Source organism: Stenotrophomonas lacuserhaii, assembly GCF_014836545.1.
Taxonomy (GTDB): Bacteria; Pseudomonadota; Gammaproteobacteria; order Xanthomonadales; family Xanthomonadaceae; genus Stenotrophomonas; species Stenotrophomonas lacuserhaii.
On sequence record NZ_JACSQS010000012.1, the window covers coordinates 1 to 24,603 of the forward strand.

19 protein-coding genes and 1 tRNA gene are annotated in these 24,603 nt (G+C 65.2%); 15 read left to right on the forward strand and 5 right to left on the reverse strand.

The genetic code is table 11. From position 1 onward, the window contains the following. Window positions 1-241 precede the first annotated feature (241 nt). Window positions 242-511: a 30S ribosomal protein S20 gene (gene rpsT, locus H9654_RS11885; protein WP_042614258.1), complete on the reverse strand. Its 270-nt coding sequence runs from the start codon at window positions 509-511 to the stop codon at window positions 242-244. 116 nt (window positions 512-627) lie between these two features. On the opposite strand from rpsT, the gene murJ reads away from it, so the two are divergent. From murJ to H9654_RS11915, 6 genes are all read left to right on the forward strand, one after another. Next, a complete protein-coding gene (gene murJ, locus H9654_RS11890; protein ID WP_191771080.1) occupies window positions 628-2,220 on the forward strand; it encodes a murein biosynthesis integral membrane protein MurJ in 1,593 nt (530 codons plus the stop codon). 75 nt (window positions 2,221-2,295) lie between these two features. Then, window positions 2,296-3,243, forward strand: a complete 948-nt coding sequence (locus H9654_RS11895; RefSeq protein ID WP_182655903.1) for a bifunctional riboflavin kinase/FAD synthetase — start codon at window positions 2,296-2,298, stop codon at window positions 3,241-3,243. Beyond that, window positions 3,240-6,071 carry an isoleucine--tRNA ligase gene (ileS, locus tag H9654_RS11900; protein WP_191771009.1) on the forward strand — a complete coding sequence of 944 codons (2,832 nt, stop codon included), beginning with the start codon at window positions 3,240-3,242 and terminating at the stop codon, window positions 6,069-6,071. Before H9654_RS11895 ends, ileS begins: the two co-directional genes overlap by 4 nt. Further along, window positions 6,071-6,589 (forward strand): signal peptidase II, encoded by a 519-nt coding sequence (gene lspA, locus H9654_RS11905; RefSeq protein WP_057509280.1) that lies wholly within the window; start codon window positions 6,071-6,073, stop codon window positions 6,587-6,589. The genes ileS and lspA overlap by 1 nt, the downstream gene beginning before the upstream one ends. A gap of 36 nt (window positions 6,590-6,625) precedes the next feature. Continuing rightward, on the forward strand, window positions 6,626-7,576 hold the full coding sequence (gene ispH / locus H9654_RS11910; protein ID WP_042615501.1) for a 4-hydroxy-3-methylbut-2-enyl diphosphate reductase: 951 nt from the start codon (window positions 6,626-6,628) through the stop codon (window positions 7,574-7,576). Window positions 7,577-7,766: 190 nt separating this feature from the next. After that, window positions 7,767-9,650 carry a M61 family metallopeptidase gene (locus tag H9654_RS11915; RefSeq protein ID WP_191771010.1) on the forward strand — a complete coding sequence of 628 codons (1,884 nt, stop codon included), beginning with the start codon at window positions 7,767-7,769 and terminating at the stop codon, window positions 9,648-9,650. A 150-nt stretch (window positions 9,651-9,800) separates the two neighbouring features. Here the strand turns inward: H9654_RS11915 and H9654_RS11920 are convergent, their stop codons facing one another. After that, complete coding sequence (locus H9654_RS11920; protein WP_225212024.1) at window positions 9,801-10,814, reverse strand: hypothetical protein; 1,014 nt, start codon at window positions 10,812-10,814, stop codon at window positions 9,801-9,803. A 344-nt stretch (window positions 10,815-11,158) separates the two neighbouring features. Here H9654_RS11920 and H9654_RS11925 point away from each other — a divergent pair, with 344 nt between their 5' ends. From H9654_RS11925 to H9654_RS11955, 7 genes are all read left to right on the forward strand, one after another. Further along, complete coding sequence (locus H9654_RS11925) at window positions 11,159-11,881, forward strand: hypothetical protein (RefSeq protein WP_191771011.1); 723 nt, start codon at window positions 11,159-11,161, stop codon at window positions 11,879-11,881. 35 nt (window positions 11,882-11,916) lie between these two features. Next, window positions 11,917-11,992: transfer RNA gene (locus tag H9654_RS11930), tRNA-Thr, on the forward strand. 388 nt (window positions 11,993-12,380) lie between these two features. Then, window positions 12,381-13,148 (forward strand): RHS repeat-associated core domain-containing protein, encoded by a 768-nt coding sequence (locus H9654_RS17805; RefSeq protein WP_318241138.1) that lies wholly within the window; start codon window positions 12,381-12,383, stop codon window positions 13,146-13,148. A gap of 1 nt (window position 13,149) precedes the next feature. Then, window positions 13,150-13,407, forward strand: a complete 258-nt coding sequence (locus tag H9654_RS11940; protein ID WP_191771012.1) for a hypothetical protein — start codon at window positions 13,150-13,152, stop codon at window positions 13,405-13,407. Between the two features lie 553 nt (window positions 13,408-13,960). Beyond that, window positions 13,961-15,163 carry an OsmC family protein gene (locus H9654_RS11945; RefSeq protein ID WP_191771013.1) on the forward strand — a complete coding sequence of 401 codons (1,203 nt, stop codon included), beginning with the start codon at window positions 13,961-13,963 and terminating at the stop codon, window positions 15,161-15,163. Window positions 15,164-15,361: 198 nt separating this feature from the next. Further along, the gene (locus H9654_RS11950; protein WP_191771014.1) at window positions 15,362-18,232 is read left to right on the forward strand and encodes a TonB-dependent receptor plug domain-containing protein; all 2,871 of its coding nucleotides are present in this window, start codon (window positions 15,362-15,364) and stop codon (window positions 18,230-18,232) included. Between the two features lie 5 nt (window positions 18,233-18,237). Next, window positions 18,238-19,206 (forward strand): DUF1684 domain-containing protein, encoded by a 969-nt coding sequence (locus H9654_RS11955; RefSeq protein WP_191771015.1) that lies wholly within the window; start codon window positions 18,238-18,240, stop codon window positions 19,204-19,206. A gap of 39 nt (window positions 19,207-19,245) precedes the next feature. Here H9654_RS11955 and H9654_RS11960 read toward each other — a convergent pair whose 3' ends face one another. The 3 genes from H9654_RS11960 to H9654_RS11970 form a co-directional block, all read right to left on the reverse strand. Then, window positions 19,246-20,547 carry a GGDEF domain-containing protein gene (locus H9654_RS11960; RefSeq protein ID WP_225212026.1) on the reverse strand — a complete coding sequence of 434 codons (1,302 nt, stop codon included), beginning with the start codon at window positions 20,545-20,547 and terminating at the stop codon, window positions 19,246-19,248. Window positions 20,548-20,549: 2 nt separating this feature from the next. Continuing rightward, window positions 20,550-21,350, reverse strand: a complete 801-nt coding sequence (locus tag H9654_RS11965) for an alpha/beta fold hydrolase (protein WP_318241139.1) — start codon at window positions 21,348-21,350, stop codon at window positions 20,550-20,552. A 61-nt stretch (window positions 21,351-21,411) separates the two neighbouring features. After that, the gene (locus tag H9654_RS11970; RefSeq protein ID WP_191771017.1) at window positions 21,412-21,759 is read right to left on the reverse strand and encodes a hypothetical protein; all 348 of its coding nucleotides are present in this window, start codon (window positions 21,757-21,759) and stop codon (window positions 21,412-21,414) included. 151 nt (window positions 21,760-21,910) lie between these two features. On the opposite strand from H9654_RS11970, the gene H9654_RS11975 reads away from it, so the two are divergent. Both H9654_RS11975 and H9654_RS11980 read left to right on the forward strand, forming a co-directional pair. Beyond that, window positions 21,911-22,915, forward strand: a complete 1,005-nt coding sequence (locus tag H9654_RS11975) for a 2-hydroxyacid dehydrogenase (protein WP_191771018.1) — start codon at window positions 21,911-21,913, stop codon at window positions 22,913-22,915. Between the two features lie 60 nt (window positions 22,916-22,975). Continuing rightward, window positions 22,976-24,598 (forward strand): L-lactate permease, encoded by a 1,623-nt coding sequence (locus H9654_RS11980; protein WP_191771019.1) that lies wholly within the window; start codon window positions 22,976-22,978, stop codon window positions 24,596-24,598. Window positions 24,599-24,603: the final 5 nt, after the last annotated feature.

Below are 24,603 nucleotides of genomic sequence, written 5' to 3' on the forward strand. Positions count from 1 at the left end.
CGGTGGGGCTGGGCGGGGGCGTTGAGCGGCAGGGACGCCGCGAAACGAGGCCCGCATGGATGCAGTTTTTGCCGTCCCCCGACCAGCCCCACCGCCCGGCCCAAATCAGAGAGGGCTTTACGCGACCTACCACGAGGGGCTCAGCCGTTCGCCAGCCCAAATCGCAGGCAACAAAAAACCCGGCCGGAGCCGGGTTTCAAGTAGCAGCCAACACCTTGGGGGTGAGGGCGACTTCGCCTGATCAGGCGGCCTTGAGGGCCTTGATGCGGGCGGTCAGGCGGCTCTTGTGGCGAGCAGCCTTGTTCTTGTGGATCAGACCACGCGCGCTGAAACGATCGAGGATCGGCTGGGCAACGGTGAAAGCGGCTTCGGCGCCGGCTGCATCGTTGTTATCCAGAGCCTTGATCACTTTCTTGACAGCGGTGCGCAGCATCGAGCGCTGAGCCACGTTGCGCGCGTTGCGCACGACGGTCTGCTTGGCGCGCTTCTTGGCGGACTTGATATTGGCCACGGTGGTGGTTTCCTGAAAAATCGGTGTTATGGGAACAGCAAGCTAGCTAGTATGATGACTCGAGAAATGTACGTCAAGTCGATTGTCAAGAGGATGTTTGAGTGAGTTCACCCAAGATGCTGCGGGGCCTGCTGTCGTTCAGCAGCATGACAATGGTTTCGCGGGTGTTGGGGCTCGTACGGGACACCGTCATCACCACGACTTTTGGTACGAACGCCACGACGGACGCGTTCTGGGTCGCCTTCAGGGTACCTAATTTCCTTCGCCGGTTGTTCGCCGAGGGCTCTTTTGCCACCGCCTTCGTGCCGGTGTTCACTGAAGTGAAGGAGACCCGCAGCCACGAGGAGCTGCGTGACCTGATGGCGCGGGTGGCCGGGACGCTCGCTGGCGTGTTGATGGTGGTGACGGCGCTGGCGCTGATCTTCGCGCCGCAGCTGGCCAATCTGTTCGCCAGCGGCGCCACCACCGATCCGGCCAAGCAGGGCCTGCTGGTCGACCTGTTCCGGCTGACGTTCCCGTTCCTGTTCTTCGTCTCGCTGACCGCGCTGGCGGGCGGGGCGCTGAACAGCTTCCAGAAATTCGCGATGCCGGCGCTGACCCCGGTCATCCTCAACCTGTGCATGATCGGTGGCGCGCTGTGGCTGGCCCCGCGCATGGATGTGCCGATTCTGGCGCTGGGCTGGTCGGTGCTGGTGGCCGGCATGCTGCAGTTGCTGTTCCAGTTGCCCTCGCTGAAGGGCATCAACCTGCTCACCCTGCCGCGTTGGGGCTGGAACCACCCCGGCGTGCGCAAGGTGATGACGCTGATGATCCCGACCCTGTTCGGTTCGTCGGTGGCGCAGATCAACCTGCTGCTGGATACCGTCATCGCCGCCAAACTGACCGACGGCTCGCAGTCCTGGTTGTCCCTGGCTGACCGCTTCCTGGAGCTGCCGCTGGGCGTGTTCGGGGTAGCGCTGGGCACGGTGATCCTGCCGGCATTGGCGCGGCACCACGTCGGCACCGACCGCGCGGGCTTCTCCAATGCGCTGGACTGGGGCCTGCGGATGACCCTGCTGATCTCCATCCCGGCCATGCTGGGGCTGCTGCTGCTGGCCGAACCGCTGATCGCCACGATCTTCCAGCACGGCCAGTTCAGCGCGTTCGATACCCGCATGACCGCGCTGGCGGTGTACGGGCTGAGCTTCGGCCTGCCGGCCTTTGCGTTGTTGAAGGTCGTGCTGCCGGCCTTCTACGCCCGCCAGGACACCCGCACCCCGGTGCGCGCCGGCATCGCCGCGCTGGTGGCCAACATGGTGTTCAACTTCGCCCTGCTGGCGGTGCTGTACCACGTGATGGTGCCGGCGGAGCTGCGCGCGCAGGGCGTCATGCAGGCGCTGGGCCAGCAGCCGGGGCTGCACCTGGCGCTCGGCATCGCCAGTGCGCTGTCCAGCTACCTGAACCTCGGGCTGCTCTGGTACTGGCTGGGCAAGACCGACGTGTATGAGCGCCGCCCCGGTTGGACGCGTTTCCTGGTCCGCCTGGCGGTGTCGTGCGTGGCGATGGTGGGCGTGCTGCTGGCCCTGCTGTACTGGCTGCCGGCGTTCTCGCCGATGGGCCTGTGGCAGCGGATCGGCGCGCTGTCGCTGCTGGTCGGGGCGGGCGGGGCGACCTACCTGCTGGTGCAGGTGGCGCTGGGCCTGCGTCCGCGCGACCTGCGTGGGCATTGATCCACGGCCACCACGGCTATACTTCATGGTTACCACAGTTGATCCAGCGGCCCGTGCCGGCCGCGAGCGGAGTTGATGAGCAGGTTGTTTCGAAGCGTTGAGGGCGGGGCGTTGTTCCCGCACGGAAGCGTGGTCTGCATTGGTGCCTTCGACGGCCTGCACCTGGGCCACCGGGCGCTGGTGCGCCACGCCGTCGCCCGTGCCCGCGCGCTGGGCGTGCCGGCCGTGGCCGTGGCCTTCGAGCCGTTGCCGCGCGAGTTCTTCGCCCAGGGCACGCCGCCACCGCGGTTGACGCTGGCGCGCGGCAAGGTGGAGATGCTGCGCGAACTTGGCGTGGATGCCATCGGCCTGCTGCGTTTCGATGCGCGCATGGCCGCCATGCAGGCCGAGGACTTCGTGCAGCGCCTGCTGGTACAGCGGCTGAGCGCCCGTGAAGTGTGGATCGGCCCGGAATTCCAGTTCGGCAATCGTCGGCGCGGCAACCTGGCGTTGCTGCAGCAGATGGGCGCCCAGCTCGGCTTCCAGGCCAATGAAATCGAGCCGGTCCATCTGCGCGGTGAGCGCATCTCCAGCACCCGCATCCGCCAGCTGCTGCTGGCCGGTGATTTCGACCACGCCAGCGACCTGCTGGGGCGGCCCTACGCGATCAGCGGACGGGTCGTGCGCGGGCGCCAGCTGGGCCGTACGCTGGGCTATCCCACCGCCAACCTGCGTTTCCCGAAGACGCCAGCGCTGTCGGGCATCTATGCCACCCTGGTGCACGGCGTTTTCGAGCAGCCGTGGCCGTCGGTGTCCAGCTTCGGCACCCGCCCCACCGTGGACGGCGTGGAGCCGCTGCTGGAAGCCCACCTTTTCGATTTCCAGGGCGACCTGTACGGTCGACACATCGACGTCGAGTTCGTGGCCAAGCTGCGCGACGAAGAAAAGTTCAATGATCTGGCGGCACTGACCGACCAGATGCACCGCGATGCCGAACAGGCGCGCGCCATCCTTTCCGAACATAGATTGCGAGCCACTGCGTGAGCCAGGACTACAAAGCCACCCTCCATCTGCCGGCCACCGAATTCCCGATGCGCGGCGACCTGCCCAAGCGCGAGCCGGGCATCCTGGCGCGCTGGGAAGAGCAGGGGCTCTACGCGCAGCTGCGCGAGAACGCCGCCGGCCGCCCGCTGTTCGTGCTGCACGACGGCCCGCCGTATGCCAACGGCCGCATCCACCTGGGCCATGCGGTCAACAAGATCCTCAAGGACATCATCGTCAAGTCGCGCTATCTGGCCGGCTTCGATGCGCCCTACGTGCCGGGCTGGGACTGCCACGGCCTGCCGATCGAGATCGCGGTCGAAAAGAAGTGGGGCAAGGTCGGGGTGAAGCTCGATGCGGTCGAATTCCGGCAGAAGTGCCGTGAGTTCGCCGAGGAGCAGATCGAGATCCAGCGCGCCGACTTCAAGCGCCTGGGCGTGACCGGCGACTGGGACAACCCGTACAAGACGCTGAGCTTCGAATTCGAAGCCAACGAAATCCGCGCGCTGTCCAAGATCGTGGCCAATGGCCACGTGATCCGCGGCGCCAAGCCGGTGCACTGGTGCTTTGACTGTGGTTCGGCGCTGGCCGAAGCGGAAATCGAATACCAGGACAAGGTCTCGCCGACGGTGGACGTGGCCTACACGGCGCGTGATTCCAAGGCGCTCGCCGCGGCCTTCGGCGTGGACCTGCCCGAAGGCGTGGAAGTGGCGGTGCCGATCTGGACCACCACCCCGTGGACCCTGCCGGCATCGCTGGCGGTGTCGCTGGGTGCGGCCATCGAGTACTCGCTGGTGGAAGGCCCGGCGCACAACGGCGGCCGTCGCTGGCTGGTGCTGGCCACCGCGCTGGCCGGCCGCTCGCTGGTACGTTATGGGGTGCAGGACGTGGTCAGCCACGGCCATGCCAACGGCGCGGCGCTGGAAAACCTGCTGCTGGCCCACCCGTTCTATCCGCAGCGCGATATCCCGCTGCTCAACGGCGCCCACGTGTCCGACGAAGACGGTACCGGTGCGGTGCATACCGCGCCCGGCCACGGCCAGGAAGATTACGCGGTCAGCCAGCAGTACGGCCTGCTGGAGCGCTACCACGCCGGTGAAATCAATCCGATTGACGGCGCGGGCGTGTACCTGCCGTCGACCCCGCCGGCCGGCGATGTCGTGCTGGCCGGGGTGCACCTGTGGAAGGCGCAGCCGCTGATCGTGGAGGTGCTGCGTGCGTCCGGCGCACTGCTGGCCTTCGCCGAGATCACCCACAGCTACCCGCATTGCTGGCGCCACAAGAAGCCAGTGGTGTTCCGTGCCACCCCGCAGTGGTTCATCTCCATGGAGAAGGCGAAGCTGCGCGAAGACGCGCTGACCGCCATCGACAACGTGGGCTGGTTCCCGGCCTGGGGCAAGGCGCGCATCCAGAGCATGGTCGATGGTCGGCCGGACTGGTGCATCAGCCGCCAGCGCACCTGGGGCGTGCCGATCGCGCTGTTCACCCACCGCATCACCGGTGAAATGCACCCGCGCAGCGTGGAGCTGATGCAGGCCGTGGCCGATCGCGTGCAGGTGGACGGCATCGACGTCTGGTATTCGCTGGACGCCGCCGAACTGCTGGGCGCCGAAGCAGCCGACTACGAAAAAGTCACCGATATCCTGGATGTCTGGTTCGATTCCGGCGTCACCCACGAAGGCGTGCTGCTGGCGCGTGGCTTCGGCAAGCCGGCCGACCTGTACCTGGAAGGTTCCGACCAGCACCGCGGCTGGTTCCAGTCCTCGCTGCTGACCGGCGTGGCGATCGACCGCCATGCGCCGTACAAGCAGTGCCTCACCCACGGTTTCACCGTGGACGAGCACGGCCGCAAGATGTCCAAGTCGCTGGGCAACGGCATCGAGCCGCAGGACATCATGAAGACCCTGGGTGCGGACATCCTGCGCCTGTGGATCGCCTCGGCCGACTACAGCAATGAAATGTCGCTGTCGCAGGAGATCCTCAAGCGCAACGCCGATGCCTACCGTCGGCTGCGCAACACCGCACGCTTCCTGCTGGCCAACCTGGACGGTTTCGATCCGGCCGTACACCTGCGCCCGCTCAACGACATGGTCGCGCTGGACCGCTGGATCGTACACCGCGCCTTCGAACTGCAGGAAAAGATCAAGGCAGCGTACGAAAGCTACGACATGGCCGAGATCGTGCAGCTGCTGCTGAACTTCTGCAGCGTGGACCTGGGTTCGCTGTACCTGGACGTGACCAAGGACCGCCTGTACACCATGGGCGAGGACTCACGCGGCCGGCGTTCGGCGCAGAGCGCGATGTACCGCATCGCCGAAGCGTTCACCCGCTGGATCGCTCCGATCCTGACCTTCACCTCCGACGAGCTGTGGGGCTACCTGCCGGGCGAGCGCAGCGCGCATGTGCTGTTCGACACCTGGTACGACGGCCTGGCGCCGCTGCCGGCCGATGCCGAACTGTCCGCCGCCGATTTCGACCACCTGCTGGCCCTGCGCGAGCAGGTGTCCAAGGTGCTGGAGCCGATGCGTGCCAACGGTGCCATCGGTGCCGCGCTGGAAGCGGAGATCACCGTCGCCGCCAGCGAAGAGCAGGCCGCACGCTGGCAGCCGCTGGCCGAGGAACTGCGCTTCCTGCTGATCAGCGGTGACGTGCAGGTGCGCCCGGCGACCACCGACGAAGTGTTCGTCAGTGCCCAGCCGACCAGCAAGACCAAGTGCGTGCGCTGCTGGCACTTCCGTGCCGACGTGGGCAGCGTGGCCGAACATCCTGAGATCTGCGGCCGCTGTGCCGACAACATCGACGGTGCCGGCGAAGATCGGCGGTGGTTCTGATGACCGCCGTCCGTCCGCGTCCGAACGCGCTGATCTGGCTGGTCCTGTCGGTGGTGGTCATCATCCTGGACCAGTGGAGCAAGGCCTGGGTGCTCTCCAGCCTGCCCGAATACGAGCCGGTGCCGGTCATTGAAGGCTTCTGGAACTGGTTCCGCACCTACAACACCGGGGCGGCGTTCAGCTTCCTCAGTGATGCCGGCGGCTGGCAGAAGTACTTCTTCACCGTGCTGGCGATCGGCATCAGTGGCCTGATGGCGTGGTGGCTGTACGGCACCGCCCGCAGCAACTGGCGCAGCGCGCTGCCGTTCGCGCTGGTGATCGGCGGGGCCATCGGCAACGTGATCGACCGCCAGGTGCACGGCCATGTGGTGGATTTCATCCAGTGGTACGTGGGCGACCACTACTGGCCCTCGTTCAACATCGCCGATGCGGCGATCGTGGTAGGCGCCGTCGGTATCGCGGTGTTTGGCCTGTTCGAGGGCAAGTCGTCCAAAAAAGCGGATAATACGACCCCGTAACCCCCCAAGCCGGCCGACGCCGGGAGACGTTGATAGATGGATGTCCTGCTCGCCAATCCGCGTGGTTTCTGTGCTGGTGTCGATCGTGCGATCGAGATCGTGAAGCGCGCGATCGAAACGCTCGGTGCCCCCATCTACGTGCGCCATGAAGTGGTGCACAACCGTTTCGTGGTCGACGACCTGAAGCAGCGTGGCGCCATCTTCGTCGAGGAACTGGACGAAGTGCCGGACAACAACACGGTCATCTTCAGCGCACACGGCGTATCCCAGGCGGTGCGCCAGGAAGCCGATCGCCGTGGCCTGAAAGTGTTCGATGCTACTTGTCCGCTGGTGACCAAGGTGCATTTCGAAGTGGCGCGCCATTGCCGCGCTGGCCGCGACGTGGTGCTGATCGGCCATGCCGGCCACCCCGAAGTGGAAGGCACCATGGGCCAGTGGAACCAGGAAGCGGGCACCGGGAAAATCTACCTGGTGGAAGACGTGGAGCAGGTGGCCTCGCTGGTGCTCGACCAGCCGGAAAACTTCGCCTACACCACCCAGACCACGCTGTCGGTGGATGACACGCGCGGCATCATCGATGCGCTGCGTGCCAAGTTCCCCGCCATGCAGGGGCCAAAGAACGACGACATCTGCTACGCCACCCAGAACCGCCAGGACGCCGTGCGCGACCTGGCCAAGCGCTGCGACCTGGTGCTGGTGGTGGGCTCGCCGAACAGCTCCAATTCCAACCGGTTGAGCGAACTGGCTCGCCGTGAGGGCGTGGAGTCCTACCTGATAGACGGCGCGCACGAGATCGATCCCGCGTGGGTGATCGGCAAGCAGCACATCGGCGTCACCGCCGGTGCATCGGCGCCGCAGGTGCTGGTGGACGGCGTGCTGGCCCGCCTGCGCGAACTCGGTGCCGACGGCATCGGCGAGCTGGAAGGCGAACCCGAATCGATGGTGTTCGCCCTGCCCAAGGAACTGCGCCTGCGTCTGGTCGACTGACCGCCGCGCAGCCTCTGGTAGCGCCGACCGATGGTCGGCGAGCGAAGCGGCCGCCTTTGCGTTTGACGTTCCGGGCGATTCCCACCCGACTTTGCCCAATCCGGCCACCGGCCGATCCGTGACCTTTGGCCATGGGGCGGGGCATTGCCGTGGGCCTAGGATCAAGGTTCCCCTTCTGCTGGAACTGCCGATGAAAACCCGTGCCCTGGCGCTGTCCGTCCTGCTCTCGTTGACGACAACGCCGGCACTCGCGCAGACCCCGCCGCCAGCCGGCAGTGCCTGGCCCGGCACGCTGCGCATCAACGTCGACGCACGCGACCTGGACCGCCGCATCTTCAAGGTCACCGCCACGGTGCCGGCCAAGCCGGGCCCGCTGACCCTGCTGTATCCGCAGTGGCTGCCGGGCAACCATTCGCCCAGTGGCCCGATCGACAAACTGGCCGGCCTGCAGGTCACTGCCAATGGCAAGCCGCTGAAGTGGGAGCGTGACCAGTTCAACGTGTATGCCTTCAAGGTGGATGTGCCGCAGGGCGCCACCGAAGTGGTGGCGCGCTTCAATTACCTGTCTTCGCAGGGCGGCAGCCAGGGCCGCGTGGTGATGACCCCGGAAATGCTCAACCTGCAGTGGAACGCCAGTTCGTTGTATCCCAGCGGGGTGGATGCCGGAGGGCTGCAGGCGCAGGCCAGCGTGACCCTGCCGGCCGGCTGGTCCTATGCGACCGCGCTGGAAACCGAGCGCCGCGACGGCGACACCGTGGTATTCAAGCCGATCAGCTATGAGCACCTGGTGGATTCGCCGTTGTTTGCCGGCGAGCACTTCCAGCGCTTCGACCTGGATCCCGGCGCGAAGCAGCCTGTGCACCTGAATGTGTTCGCCGACGATGCCAAATCGCTGAAGGCCAGCGCGGAGCAACTGAAGGCGCACCGCGCGCTGGTGCAGCAGATGGACAAGCTGTACGGCGCACGCCATTTCGATCATTACGACTTCCTGCTGGCCCTGACCGACAAGCTGGGCGGCATCGGGCTGGAGCACCACCGTTCCAGCGAAAACAGCGGCGATGTGGGCTACTTCACCGAGTGGGACAAGAACTGGTGGGCGCGCGATCTGCTGCCGCACGAGTACAACCATTCCTGGAACGGCAAGTACCGCCGAGGTGCCGACCTGGCAACCGCCAACTTCAACGTGCCGATGGGCGACAGCCTGCTGTGGGTGTACGAAGGGCAGACCCAGTTCTGGGGCCAGGTGCTGGCCGCGCGCTCGGGCCTGTGGAGTACCGACCAAGCGCGTGACATGCTCGCCAACGTGGCGGCGACGTTCGATCGCGGGCGTCCCGGACTGGCCTGGCGGCCGCTGCAGGACACCACCAACGACCCGACCATCGCCCAGCGCCGTGGTCTGGCGTACCGCAACTACCAGATGAGCGAAGACTACTATTCCGGCGGGCAGATGCTGTGGCTGGAAGTGGAGGGCAAGCTGCGTGCGCTGAGCGGTGGCAAGCGTGGCCTGGATGATTTCGCCAAGGCCTTCTTCGGCATGGACAACGGCGCGTGGGACGTCAATCCGTACACCTTCGATGACGTGGTGGCCACCTTGAACACCATCGCCCCGGCGGACTGGGCCGGCTTCCTGCGCGAGCGCCTGGATGGGCATGGATCGCTGATCGGCGGGCTGGAAATGGCGGGCTGGAAGCTGGCTTACCGTGATACCCCGAACGAGGCCTTCAAGGCGCAGGAAACCCGCGCCAAGGCCGCACTGCTGACCTATTCCATCGGGGCTACCGTGACCGACGCCGGCGTGGTGGGTGACGTGGTCTGGGACAGCCCGGCCTTCAACGCCGGTCTTGCACCGGGCATGACCGTGATCGCCGTGGACGGACGCGAGTACAAGAGCGAGCGCCTGAAGGAGGTCGTGGCCGGCTCCAGGGACAGCAAGGCGCCGATCACCCTGCTGGTGAAACATTTCGACCGGGTAATGCCGATCAGCATCGATTACCACGGCGGCGCGCAGTACCCCGCGCTGGAACGGATTGCCGGCACGCGCGATGGGTTGTCCGCGCTGTGGAAGGCGCGCTGACCTCACCGTTGAGGCTCAGCCTGCCCCGGTAGCGCCGAAGGCAGCGGCAGGAGCCGCTGCCAACGTCGCTTACGACGGCCCGGAGGGGGCCGGCCAGGACGGCCGGCATCGCCATGCTCGGCGAGCAGCATGCTGATCCATCTGCAAGGGTCAGCCTGCCCCGGTAGCGCCGAGCCATGCTCGGCGAGCAGCATCCTGATCCATCTGCACACGCGACGGATTGCCGGGATCGTAAATAATCCGCATCGTCTCCCGTGGAATCGTCGCCAGATCAATCAACGGCACGTAGCGCCGGATCACCGCGCGCTGCGGCTGTCCGGCCGCATCGGTAAACCGCAGCTGGAACTCCACCTGCGGCTGTTCGTTGAAAAACGCACCGGTCTGCCGTACGTCGTCGATGATGGCAACAGTGCCCACGCCGCGATACTTCAGCGCATTGGCCGCCGCATCCGCTTGCAGCCGGCGCATCAACAGTCGTATGCCAACGACGAACACCCACAGCACCAGCGGACAGATCAGCAGCGGATGCCCAAGGCTGAGAAACGTCCAGCCCAGTCCATCGTTCTGCAGGTGCCACGCCACGCCATACGCACTCGCGACCACTGCCACGAACAACACGCCGATCGAAGCGCGCAGCCATAGCGTGCTGTGGTTGATCTCCGGCGTGCCGCCTTCCAGGGACATGTTGGGATAGGGGCCGGGCGAGCGGCTCAAACGGGCGGGCAGCGTGCGGCCGACTTCGTAGCGCCGCTGCATCGGCTTGCTGTCCACCAGCACGAGTTCATCGGTGATGGGTGTGCCAGACAGATTGTCGAAGGCCAGGCGCAGCCGCAGCTGCGGGAAACCGTCGACGCTGCCGGGCAAGCAGACCACCTGCTCGATGAGTGCATTGCGCGGCTCACCGCAGGTCAGGATGTCGTGCATCCGGCGCACCGAGCGCACTCCGGCGAGCACGAGGGTATCTACGTAGACGTAGAGCAGCCCCAGCCACAAGCCCACGGAGACGGCCAGCATCGTCAGCGCCCACGCCGGCGCGATTCGGGCCTCCAGCGGCACGGGGTAACTGGCTTGGCCGTATATCATCACGGGCACGCCGACGGCGAACATCAGCGCGAAGAACAGCAGGAATGCGCCCCAGAACCAGAGTGGATTTTTCACGGCCATGTGAGGGAGTACAGGGGAGGGCAGCGTACTACAGGGGTGTCAGGACCTTGTCGGGAATGGCGTTGGGGCCATGTGCAGCTTGTGACGTTTGAGGGCACTATGAGGACGACGCAGCAGGAGCACGGGACGCGATGAGAAGGACAGCGGTAATCGCAGGATGCGTAGTGGTGGTCGTGGCAATCGGCGGTGCGCTCTGGTGCTGGCGTGGCGATGCGCAGCCCGGGACGGTGTCGGCTGTTGAAGCGGACCTTGTCGGGGGTGTTGCAGGCAGCGCAATGCCCGTCGCACAGCTCACGCCCCGGCAGCCTTCAGGCCGCCCCGGAGCTTCCGCCTACGATCCAGCCATGCTGCAGCAAGTGGGCGCGAAGGCCTACAGCATCCACCGCCCCCCGGCGTGGCGGGCTCCCGGGGACGCGAAGCTACAGGTACTCGCGCTGAAGCCGCGCTCGGACGCGGGTGACGGTCTTGCCACGTATGAAATCGAGCTCGCGGTGCGTGACTGCAGGAATCTGATCTCCGGGGAACCCGAAGCGAGCTGGCAGGCCATGCGGCGCGCCGGCATGCGACCCGATCCGGACTTCCTGAGCAAGCTGGAGGTGCGCCTGGGCGAGTGCGTCGCCCTGAGCCAGGACCCCGCGCTCTACCAGGCGCCGTGGCTGGCACGCGCGGCCGAGCAGGGCTCGGTGGAGGCGCAGTTGCTCTACGCGATCGACGTGCGAACGGCGGTGGGTGCGGCGTCGGCAGAGGAACTGGCTGAGCGCGAGGAGGACGTACTGGCGTGGCGTGAGACCTCCCTGCGCTACCTGCATGCGCTGGCGGACGGCGGCAACGTGGAGGCGCTGTCAGGCCTGCAGAGCGTTCATGAAAGTGGTTACCGGACCGTCAAGGATCCGGTCGCGGCTTACGCCTACGGGCAGGTGCTGCAACGGCTGAGCCCCACGTTCTGGTCCGATGCGCTGCTGGCCGAGTCCCGCCAGGCCCTGTCCCTGGACCAGCAGCGGATGGCCGCCGAGCAGGCGGAAGCAATCTACCGCCGCTGCTGCATGCTGCCCGGGTCCGGTGATTGACCGGCTGTTCCCCAGCCCCTAGAATTGCCTGCTCAGCCGGAATAGCTCAGTTGGTAGAGCGGCGCATTCGTAATGCGTAGGTCGTAGGTTCGATTCCTATTTCCGGCACCAGTTGTACGAAAAGCCCCGGCCTTGGTCGGGGCTTTTTGTATGGGGCGGTAGCGCCGACCCATGGTCGGCGGCAGTCAGTTGCTCTTCTCTCCAACGTAAGTCGGCTTCCCGGACGCTCACCGACATCCTCCCTTCCGGAGCGCGTGCGACGTGTGCCATGAAGGCCATGCCTTGCTCCAAGGTTCTTTCAAGGATTGGAAAGATGACTGCGTTCGGGAGACGGGTCGCCGGTACGTTCGCGCACATCGCGTCGGCTGCAACCAGTAGGCTCAGGGCCAGTTCGGTAGCGCTCTGGAGCTGCGCGTTGGTGGCTGGACTGTCCTGGCTTGCGCCAGCTTCGGCGCAGACAACGGTCCGCTACCTGCATACCGATGCACTGGGGTCGGTCGTGGCCAAGACGGATGCCAATGGCATCGTCATTGAGCGGATGACGTACGAGCCTTACGGCGATGTTGTGGGGGAGGATCTGACTGACGGTCCTGGCTATACCGGACATGTGAGCGATGCCGCTACCGGTCTGAGTTACATGCAGCAACGGTACATGGATCCGCAGTTGGGGATGTTCCTGTCTGTGGACCCGGTGACTGCGTTTGAACAGCCTGTGGGGCAGTTCAATCGGTATCGGTACGCGAACGGAAATCCATACAAGTTCACGGACCCGGATGGCAGGGAGAGTGGTGCGGCCTTCAAGGTAGTCAACGACGCCACGAATGGGCAGCCTATTGCTCCACCACCCAGAAATCCAAACGACAGACTCGGACCGGCAATTGGTGCTGCGCTGACTGCAATTCTGGCTGCTCCAGTGCTGGCAGAGGTAGGTGTGGCCGCAATGGCAAATCCGGCAGCGGTTGCCACAGCAACCGAAATTGGTGCAGGAGCTGCTGGTGTCACGGGTACTTCTGGCGCGGTGGCGGGAAAGATCACCGGTTACACGAAGCATGGGTTGAATCAGGCGATCTCCCGCGATGGGGGCAGGGGTGTCTCTGCAAAGGCGATACTATCGGCGGTAAAAGAACCTGCGAAAATCGCCGAGCAGGCCGGTGGCAAGACTGCTTTTACCGGGGGGGATGCAAAGGTGATCCTGAATGGTGAAGGCAAGGTCATAACTGCTATTCCACGAAACAGCGATGGGTTAAGAGACCCTAAGGTGAAGTGAAATGTCACGCTCCAGCTCTTCCCGTCTGCATTCTCTGTTGGTTGAAATCGCAGCGAAGTACAGCTTTCAGCTGCCTGAAGAAGGCATCAAGAACCTGGCCGAACGTGACCGCGACTTGCTGATCGATGTATTGCTGCAAGAGTTCTCGGAGACCGGCGTGGGATCTGACGATGAGCCCAATCACCGGGGCGTCGAGATTGAAGAAATGATCGATTTCGTCGGCTCTATCGCCGATCAAAATCGTGCATCCAGCGAGTGAGGAGTTTTTTTTGAGTCATAAGCGGCTGCTCGTAGGTTCGACTCCCGTTTCCGACACCCAGTTGCATGAATGCCCCGGCCTTGGTCGTAATGCGGTTCACTTAAGCATTTGAGGATGGCAGGGCGGCTGACCGTATCTCAAGCTCGGGCGCTTGCATTGCGAATATGTGCGGGCATCGGTATTGAGGCTGTCTTGTCGACGATCAGCCGTGCGTGAGGTAATGCGCTGCGCTCGACCGCTCGCAAGGTAGGATCGCCGGCTCGCTTCCTGTCTCCAACGCCGACGTCATGAAAAGCTAGCCTATGAGTCGGGGTTTCTCGTAAGTGGGCGACGAACGAGTGGCTGCTTGAGGGCTCGTCCTGCGGCCCTTATCGCGTGGCGTTTCCATGAGACAGCGTTCAGCAGCTGCCTGTTCTGCAGCAAAGCCGTCTCCCTGAAAACCCAACCAACCCCTCCACGCGAATATAGGAATTGCTAACGGTTATTTAAGCGTGGCGACGTGACGTGAAACAGTGGGCCTTCGTTCACGGTCACCCACGGAGTCCGCTCACCCATGTCCACCGCCCGTTCCGCGTCGCCGTTCAAGGTGTTCGGCGCGACAGCCTTGTCCGCCATGCTGCTGCTGGCCCCGCCGCTCGTTTCTCCAGCGGCGGAAGGGGGCTCTCCCCTGCAGACTTATCTGGCTGCCAAGCGCGAGGCCATCCGGGCGCAGTCTGCGCAGCCTGCCACGCCCATCGCGATCCACGCCAAGGTCACGGCCGAAAGCCGCTCCGGCGTACGTCGCCTGCGCATCGGGCCCACCGGCGAATTCCAGTACATCAGCGATAGCGGCCGCAACTACGCCGGCTACAACCTCGGCGCCGGTTCCTGGGACTCACTGGTCGGCACCTTGGCCAGCTCCGTTGCCGATGAGTACATCGTGCAGGCGGCCGAGCAGAATGTCCCGCTTGATGCGCTGGACGTGGTGTTCACCAGCATCCCCGAACGCAAGAGCGAGAGCCTGGCGTATCCGAACAATCTCTCCTATGTGGCGTACATCGATTCGCCTGCTACCGACGCGCAGCTGCAGGCGCTGAAGCGCGCGGTGCACGAAGAATCCTCGGCAATCGACCTGGTAACGCGGCCGCAACAGGTCAGCCATGCCGTGGTCGACTACATCCATAGCGATGCGGCGCGCGACCCCAAGCTGCCGCCCGGTCTGCGCGATTTCATCACCGAGGAGAAGCGTCCGGCGGTGCTGGCCAGGCAGGCCAAGCCGGCCGCTGGCAAGGACAACCCGGCCGAGCCGCAAACCCTGGTGGCGCGCGCCCATGTCGAACCGCGCACCGGCCTGCGTCGGGTCTTCCTGGGCAAGGACGGCTATCACCAGCAGCTGCACGACAGCGCGCCAGGACTGCTCGGCTATGGGCTGGCGCCGACCGTGGAAGAGCACCTGCTCGGCGTGACCGGTACCTGCCTGACCCACATCTTCGAGGTGCAGGCCGCCGCACGGAACGTGCTGTTGGATTCGCTGGAGCTCACCGTTGATGGTCAGCTGAGCCCGCGTTTCGGCAGCAACATCCGCTCGCCCGCACGCTACAGCGACATCCGTTACAAGGTGCGCATTGAATCGCCTGCATCGGAACAGGACATCGACGCGCTGCGCCAGTCGGTCGAGGCGACGTGCCCGCTCTACAACCTGGTCAAGGACGAGCAGAAGCTCGAAGGCAGCATCGTCCGCGGCGCCTACGCCGAAGCGACGAACCAAGCGCGATAACGCACGCCGCGATCCATCCGGCAGTGCCCTTCAGCCATCCTCTGGGGATATTCGATGAGTCCCACTCTAAGTTCGCAGTTGACCGCGAAACGCCCGCGCCATGCCCTGCACGGGTCCCGTCCTCGTCGCGGTCGGTTGGCCTTCGCGTTGTGCACCCTGCTTGCGCCGGCAGCATACGCCGCCGAGGAAACGGGCGGAGTGGCTGGGCAGTCGCAGGGTTCGAATGCCCGCCTGCTGGACAAGGTATCGGTGCTTGGCTCGCAGATCGCCGGGGGCGGCGCGCAGGCCGCGCTGCCGGTGGTCGCGGTGGACCGCGAACAGATCGACGCCACGGGGGCGACCAACGGCAACGAGTTGTTCCGCAGCCTGCCGCAGTTCGGGGATGTTGCCGTCACCGAGAAGGGCACGACCAACGCAGGGCGAAACTCCAATGTCGCACGCGGTGACGTGGGTTCCATCAACCTGCGCAACCTGGGCGCCAAGTACACGCTGCTGCTGATCAACGGCCGGCGCACGGTACAGCACCCGATCAGCAACAGCGGTGATGACACGACCTACAACGCCAATGCCATTCCGACCTTCGGCCTGGAGCGCGTCAACCTGCTGCTGGACGGTGCGGCGTCCATCTACGGGTCCGATGCCGTGGCGGGCGTGGTCGACCTGGTGACGCCGAGCAACCTGCCCAGTGGCGGGGGCATCAAGCTGAACTACGGCAAGGTGGCTGATGGGCATCGCGAGGACATCTCGCTGGACGGCTACTTCGGCAGTGATTTCGCGCAGGGGCGGGGCAATATCTCGGCGCTGTATGGCGTTTCCAAGCGCACGGCGCAGCGCAATTCAGATGCATGGTTCACCGCTACCGATGGCCGCCGTCCCCTCGGCGATGGCACCAGCGTGCCGGATCCAGACGGCACCTCGGGCTTCAGCACACGAACGCCGTGGGGTCATTTCGATACCTATGCCGGCAGCCGGCGCACCGGCAGCTGGCACGTGGATCCAGCCAGCGGCGCGCTGGTGTCAGGCGCGGTACCGACGCGCTATCACTACGATTCGGCGGCCGAGCCGGGCATCACCTCGGCACCGTCCATCAACAAGGGAAATGTCTTCGCCAGTGGACGCTTCGATGCCACCGACAACCTGCAGCTGTTCGGTGAGCTGGCTTACTACCGGGCGAGCTCCGAATCCTGGGTGAGCAGCGAGTCGGGCTTCGGTGGTGACGGCTTCCTGCTGCATATCCGGCCGGACGCCTATTGGGTACCGGACGCCTTGCGCGGCGCCGACGCGATCCGGCTGTTGAACTACCAGTTCGCGGATTCGGGTATCCGAAAGGTCAAAGTGGATAACGATCAGTCGCGTGTGCTGCTGGGCGTGCGTGGCTGGACCGACGGCGGCTGGAACTGGGAAAGCGCGCTGCTGTATTCGCGCGCACGCAGTACCGACACGCAGCAAGGCGGGCTGACCGATGCCTTCATCGCCGCGGTGAACCGTACCGACGCCGGTGCCTACAATCCCTTCAGTGGCGGTGATCCGGCCAGCATTCGGCTGGGCGACGCCACGCCCTACGACACCGCCGCGTTCATTGGCGAGGCCACCCGCGAAGGCACCACGGAGCTGGCGCTGTGGGATTTCAAGATCAACCGGTCCGATCTGTTTACCTGGTACGCAGGTGACATCGGCCTGGCGGCGGGTGTCGAGTACCGCTACGAAAGCCGTGAGGATGACCGCGATGAGAACATCGATGGCAGCCGTCCCTATACGGACTGGTATACCGGTACGGTGGCGGCCAGCAACTTTTTCACCCATAGCCCCCGGCCCGATGTCCGCGGCAGCCGCAACGTGAAGTCGGCGCTGATCGAGCTCGCCGTGCCGCTGGTTTCGCCCACGCAGGGCATACCACTGGTGCAGTCACTGGATCTGCAGCTTGCGGGCCGCTGGGAGGACTACAGCGACGCCGGCAAGGTGGCCAAGCCGAAGCTGGCGGCGGCGTGGAAAGTAAATGGCAGCCTGTTGCTGCGCGGCTCGGTCAGCGGCGGTTTCCGCGCGCCGGGACTGGAACTGGTGAACTCCCCGCCGACCTACGGGTTTGGCTTCAACAACGATGCCATCCGCTGCCACGCACTGATCACCAAGGGCGCCCAGCCCGACTACAGCGCCTGCTTGAATGCCTACAGCAGTGGCTCGTCGGTCAAGCCGTCGGTGAGCGCGGTGACCTCATATGGCGACGACGTGAAGCCGGAAACCACCCGGCAGTCGTCATGGGGCGCGGTGTTCGAGCCGCAGTTCCTGCCGGACTCGCTGGGCTCGATCAGCCTGAGCGTGGATGCCTGGCGGGTGCAGGTAGAGAATCCGATCAATACCCTGGGCGAGGAGCTGTTGTACGACGCCTATCTGCGCGTGGTGGAAGGCAGCAGCAACCCGAACGTGGTGCGTGCGGAGGTGACGGCGGAGGACGCCGCGTTGTTTGCAGGCTCCGGTCTGGCGCCTGCAGGCGTGGTGACGCACGTGTACAACCGCTATCAGAATCGTCGGCCGCTCACCGCGTCGGGTGTGGATTACAACTTCACCTGGCGCCTGCGTGAGACGGCCTGGGGCAATTTCGCGTTCCTGCTCAGCGTCAGCCAGCTCAAGCAATACACCCAGCAGAAGCCTGCCGAGGTGCAGCAGGTGGCGGCCGCCATTGCCAATGGCCAGTTGAACATCATCGCGCCCGACCTGGGCGCGGCCAACGAGGTCGGCATCAATGGGGCCAAGCCGGAATGGCGGGCCAGTGCGACCCTGATCTGGAACCTGCAGGACTGGACGGTCCGCTTGCGCGATGACTATATCGACAGCGTGACCGCCGGTGCCTTTTCCGATCGCAGGCCGTTCGTGGTGGGCTCCACCCAGCGCTGGGCGTTGTCGGTCAAGAAGGATTTCAACACAGGACGCCTGACGGGAACGGCAGTGGAAGTGGGGGCGCGAAACCTGTTCAACGAAGAGCCGCCGCTGAACGCCACCGGCAGCTACCTGAGCGCGTTGCACGAAACCTACGGACGCTACGTCCACCTCGATATTTCCAAAAACTGGTGACCTGCATGAAGACGCATACGCTTGCCTCTGTCCTTGTTGTCACCCTGCTTGCGGTGGCGTGCAGCCCGCAGGATAAGCCTGCGCCGGAGGTCTCCGCAGCGGCGACTGCAGCGCTTGAATTCAAGAACGAACACGCAGAATGGGTGCATGAACGTGCCGCGGATCTGGGCAAGCCCGATGGCTGGACCAGCCTGATCGGGCTGCACTGGATCGAAGCCGGAACGCAGCGTGTGGGCGGTGCTGAAGGCAATACCATCCGCCTGGCGATCGCACCGGACCGCCTGGCCGAGCTGGAGCAGCGCGCTGATGGGCTGTACGTCAGGCCGGTTGACGGGGCGCAGATCACCGCCGATGGCAAGCCGGTGCAGGGGGCGGTGCGGCTGGAACCAGAAGGGAAGGGCGGTGGCACCAAGCTGTCCTATGACGAGGGCAAGGGGCAGATCACCGCGATCAAGCGCGGGCAGCGTCTGGCCCTGCGCGTGCGTCATGCCGATGCACCGGCGCGCCGGCATTTCGGGGGCCTGGACTTCTTCCCGGCCGAGCAAAGCTGGCGTGTGCAGGCGCGGTTCGTGCCACACCCGGCCGGCAGGACGCTGCCGATCGTGAACGTGCTCGGCGAGGTCGCGGATACTCCGAATCCGGGCTACGTGGTATTCGAGAAACAAGGGCGTGAGTGGCGGTTGGAAGCCCTCGGCGATCCGACGAAAAGCTTGAACCTGATGTTCCAGGACCAGACCACCAGCCGCCAGACCTACGGCGTGGGGCGCTACCTGCGCACCGATGCGGTCGCGGCAGACGGCACGGTCACGCTGGATTTCAACCGCGCCTACAACCCGCCATGTGCCTATACGGACTTCGCCACCTGCCCGTTGCCGCCACCGGAAAACCGCTTGGCCCAGCAGGACGCCAGCGGTGAACGCGTGCGGCTGGCGGTGTTGGCGGGCGAGAAAAAGTACGCGCTGGCACAGCACTGATTTCTTTGGCGCCGACTGATGGTCGGCGGCCGGCGAAGGTCAACTCATCCGCACCCGATTCCGCCCGTCGGCCTTGGCCTGATACAGCGCCTCGTCCGCACGTGCCACCAGCTGTTCAAGCAACCTCGCATCGCTGCCCGGCAGGGCCTCGCCCATGGCGCCGCCCACGCTGACCGTTACATCGATGCGCAGGCCGCCCACGTGCACCGGCGCGCCGGAAATCGCGTTGCGCAGGCGTTCGGCGGTGGCGGGTACTTCATCGGCGGTCGGTGCCGCCAGCAGCGCGATGAACTCCTCCCCGCCAAAGCGCGCGAACAGGTCACGCTCACGCAGTGCCTCGCGGCAGCGGCGGGCGACCACTTTCAGCACCTCATCGCCGATCGGGTGGCCGTGGGTGTCGTTGATCTTCTTGAAATGGTCGACGTCCAGCATCAGCACCGCGACCGAGCGGCCGGTTGCCTCGCGCGCGGCGATGATCTGCGCGGAGCGCTCTTCGAAATGCCGCCGGTTGGGCACGCCGGTCAACGGGTCCGACGAGGCCAGGCGCCGCAGTTCGGCGGCCATCAGCAGGTCCGCGGTGATGTCGGTGAACAGCCAGATGCGGCCCTGCTCGCCATCGCCGCGCACCGGATGGGTATCCACCTCGAAGGTGCGCTCCCCCATCACCCAATGCAATGTCGTCGCAAAGTTCAGGTTGCCCACCTGGGCGGCGTAAGCCTGCTCCAGCGCCTCATGGTTGTCGCAGCGCTGCCGCAACGCCCGCATCGGGGCAACGAGGTCAACGGCGCGATGTCTGCCGGGCTTGTGCCCCAGCAGTTCGGCGGCGCGCTGGTTTATCACCGTGCCCAGTCCATCACCGTCGACCAGCACGATGCCCGCAGGAACACTTTCCACCAGATCGATGAACTGGTTGCGCACGACGATGTCATGCACCGCGCCGCGTCGCGCCGAGAGAAGCTGCGCGACACTGGGGCCCAGCAATGCCATCGAGGCAGCGGACTGCTCGGGGTTGGCACCGGTCTTCCAGAGCAGCAGCAGGCCGCTCGATGGGGCGTCGTCCGACGGCGCGGGGATGAACAGCACGCTGCCCGCAGGGCACCCCAGCGCGGTAAGAATGGACGTTGGCAAGCGGAAGCGCGAGGCGTCCACCGGCTGATCATTCCAGGCGTGCTCCAGCACGCCACTGCGCGCGAGATTGAAGCCGGAGAACGAGGTCACGGGAAAGCCGGTAGACCATGCGACGCGGCCGTCGGTCTTCACTTCAACCACGATTGCCAGGTCGGCGCCGGACGCGGTACGTGCGAACTGGCTCAGGCTGACCAGGGCGTTGCTGTCGGCCATGTTCAACGGGCCGTCCGATCCAGCCGCTGTTGGAGGATCCGGGTCATTTCATCGGGCGCGGTCATGTGCGGAAGATGGCCCGATGCCTCGATGATGTCGAGGGTTGCCCCCTCGATGGCCTGGGCCAGCCAGTGACTGACGGCCACTGGCACGGCGACGTCGACCGAGGTCTGGACCAGGTGCACCGGGCGCGAAACCTGCGCCGCCAGTGCTCGGACATCCGAGGTGAAAATGGTGCGGGAGGTATTCAGCGCGATATCCGGACGCATCCGGAACAAGGCATTGGAAAAATCGGCGATGACCTCGCTGTCATCCACGCCGACCACCATCGGGGCGAAGCCGGCTACCCACGCCTGGTAATTCGCGCTCATGCTGTCGAACAGGTTTTCAAGGTCGTCCAGCTTGAACCCACCGGTGTAACCGTCGTCATCCAGATAACGCGGCGATGCCCCGATGAGCACCATGCGCTCGAACAGCTCCGGCCGCGCGATGGAGGCAAGCGCGCCGATCATCCCGCTCATGGAGTGCCCGATATAGGTGCAGCTCTGCACGTCCTGCTCGTCCAGGATATCCAGCAGATCGTCGGCATAGCCGGCCAACGAACCGTGCCGTTCGAAGTCGTAGGTTTCCGTGCCATGGGGGCCGGAGCCGGCGAGGTCGAATGAAATGACCTCGAACCGCTGTTCGAACCACGGACGCAGGGCGGACCACGCGTTCTGGTCGGTGCCAAAGCCATGCGAAAGGACCGCGATGGGCTTGCCTGCACCGCTGCGGCGGCCGTTGAACCTTTCAAGACTTCCCACGACAAGGCATCCATGGTGTTTCGCAATTGGCGATAGTAGGCCACGGGAGAGCGGGGGTCCATCAGCCCGCGCGTGCTGCCAAAAGAGCACCGGATCCCAACGGGCCCACGCCGAAGACCAGTTGCCGCAGGTAACCGCCCATCGCGCCCGCCGCGATGCCCAGCAGCGCCCGCCGCGCCACGCCGATGATCGGGCCGGCTTGCCCACACAGCCACGGCAGGGTGGCCAGCAACTGCGCCCCCAGCAGCAGCGCCAGCACGTCCAGGCCCAGCGCATCCACCACCGGCAGCAGCGGCAGCAGCTCCGGATTGCAGGCCACCAGCAGCGCGAACATCGTGGTCAGCAGGAACAGCGTGCGCTTGCCCGCAGGGGAGGTTGTCCAGCGGACGATGCGTGACATGAGCGACATGGCAGGGCCTGATTGCAAGGTGATCCTCAGTGTAGCGCCGGGGTAGGGCCGGGGTCAGAGTCCTTTTTCCTGCGGGAAAAGGACTCTGACCCCTTTGGTGACTCCTTCGCCTGCTACAGTCCGTAGAACCCCACGGGGAAGGAAGTCCTGTATGAAAGTCGCCGTTTTCAGCGCACGCCCTTATGACCGCCGCTCGCTGGATGAAGCCAACCAGCAGCGAGGGTCGGGCCCAGCTTTCGAGTTCCAGTATTACGACGCCACGTTGGACGTCCACACGGTCACCCTGGCGCAGGATTGCGATGCGGTCTGTGTGTTCGTCAACGACCGTCTGGACGCTCCAGTGCTGCAGGCATTGCATGCAATGGGGGTGCGCGCGGTGCTGCTGCGCTGCGCCGGTTTCAATAATGTCGACCTCGCCAGCGCCGAAGGCCTGGGGTTCTTTGTCGCGCGCGTGCCAGCCTATTCGCCCGAGGCCGTCGCCGAGCACACGCTGGCGTTGATCATGACGCTCAACCGCCAGACCCACCGGGCCTACAACCGGGTGCGCGAGGGCAACTTCATGCTTGAAGGCCTGCTCGGCCGCACCCTGCATGGCAAGACAGCAGGCATCGTCGGCACCGGCAAGATCGGCCTGGCGACTGCGCGCATCCTGCATGGCATGGGCTGCACCGTGCTCGGCCATGATCCGTATCCATCGCCGGATTTCGTCGGGTTGGGCCAGTTCGTGCCGCTGCAGGAACTGCTGGCACGTTCGGATATCGTCTCGCTGCACTGTCCGCTTACGGCGGATACCCGGCACCTGATCAATGATGATTCGCTGACGCTGATGAAGCACGGCGCGATGCTGGTCAATACCTCGCGCGGTGGGCTGGTGGACACCGATGCGGTGATCCGCGCGCTGAAATCGCGGCAGCTCGGTCATCTGGCCATCGATGTCTACGAGCAGGAAAGCGCGCTGTTCTTCCAGGATCGCTCCGGGCAGATCATCGACGACGATGTGTTCCAGCGCCTGATGACCTTCCCCAATGTGCTGGTCACCGGCCACCAGGGATTTTTCACCGCCGAGGCGCTGCAGGAAATCGCCGAGACCACGCTGGGGAATCTCGCCCATTTTGCTGCCGGCACCGACTGTCCCAACAAGGTCGCCAAGGCGTAACCTCGGTCTTCATGCGCGCACCCGCCGGGGATGCCCGGCGCCACCCTGGGAAGGCGGACCATGTGGCAACAGAATTACGATCCGCTGGGTAACCCCGATCTGTCGGCGCTGCTGGCCGCGTTGCCTGTGCTGGTATTCCTGCTGGCATTGACCGTGCTGCGGCTGAAAGGGCTGACGGCTGCGCTGCTGGCCGTCGTGGTGTCCGTGCTGGTGTCCGCGCTGGTGTTCGGAATGCCGGCCGGCACCATCGTGGGTGCGGGACTGCTGGGTATCGCCAATGGCGTGTTCCCGATCAGTTTCATCGTGCTGATGGCGGTGTGGCTGTACAAGCTCGCCATCCGCAGCGGCAAGTTCGAGGTGATCCGCGGCAGCATCGCGACGATCTCCGAGGACCAGCGCATCCAGGTGCTGCTGATCGCGTTCTGCTTTGGTGGATTCCTGGAGGGCGCGGCCGGCTTCGGCGTGCCGATCGCCATCTGCGCCGCGTTGCTGGTGGAGCTGGGTTTCCGCTCGCTGAAGGCGGCCATGCTGTGCCTGCTGGCCAATGGCGCAGCCGGTGCGTACGGGGCCATCGGCATCCCGGTGCTGGTAGGTGCACAGCAGGGCGGGGTCAGTCTGGATGCGATGTCGCTGATGCTGATGGCGCTGGTGCAGGTTATCGCGCTGCTGTCGCCGACGATCCTGGTGCTGATGCTGGACGGCTGGCGCGGCGTGCGCGACACCTGGCCGGTGCTGCTGGTGGTGGGCGGGGTGTTCAGCGGCGTGCAGACGGCCGTGCTGTACCTGCTGGGGCCGGAGCTGGTGGACATCATCGGGCCGCTGGCGGCGATGGCCGCGCTGGCCGGCTTCATGCAGGTCTGGCGGCCCCGCCGGATTTACCGCGAAGCGGATACACCGCCGGAGCCGGTGCAGCGCTACACCTTGAAGGAGGTGCTGCTGGCGTGGTCGCCGTTCTACATTCTTACTTGCGCCATCCTGCTGTGGAGCCTGCCGGCGTTCAAGGCGCTGTTCGCCGCCGGGGGGGCGCTGGCCAGCACCGTGATGCATCTGCCCATTGGCCTGCTGGATGGCCGCGTGCAGGAACTGCCGCCGCTGGTGGTCAACGTGCATACGCTGCCGGCCGTGTGGAATGTCGGCTGGTTGAATGCTTCAGGTACCGCCATCCTGGTGGCCGCGGTGCTGACTGTCGTGCTGTCGCCCAAGCTCAACCTGCGCAGGGCCGGTGAGGAGTTGGCGCAGGCCGGCCGCGAGATGTGGAAGCCGCTGGCCACGGTGTCACTGGTGATGGCGGTGGCCTATATCACCAATTATTCCGGGGCCTCGTCCACCATCGGTCTGGCGCTGGCGCAGACCGGGGGCGTGTTTCCGTTGTTGTCGCCGGTGATCGGCTGGATGGGCGTGTTCATCACCGGCTCGGTGGTCAACAGCAACACCCTGTTCGCGCATCTGCAGGCGGTCACGGCGGCGCAGATCGGGGTGCCTGAAGCCCTGTTGGTGGCAGCCAACACGGCCGGCGGGGTGATGGCCAAACTGGTGTCCCCGCAGTCAATCGCCATCGCCGCCGCAGCGGTCAAGCTGGTGGGGCAGGAATCGGCGATCATGCGCACCACGCTCGGCATCAGCCTGGGCCTGCTGGCTTATGTATGCCTGTGCACGTGGGGGCTGTCGGTGTTGCTGGGGTAGGGGGC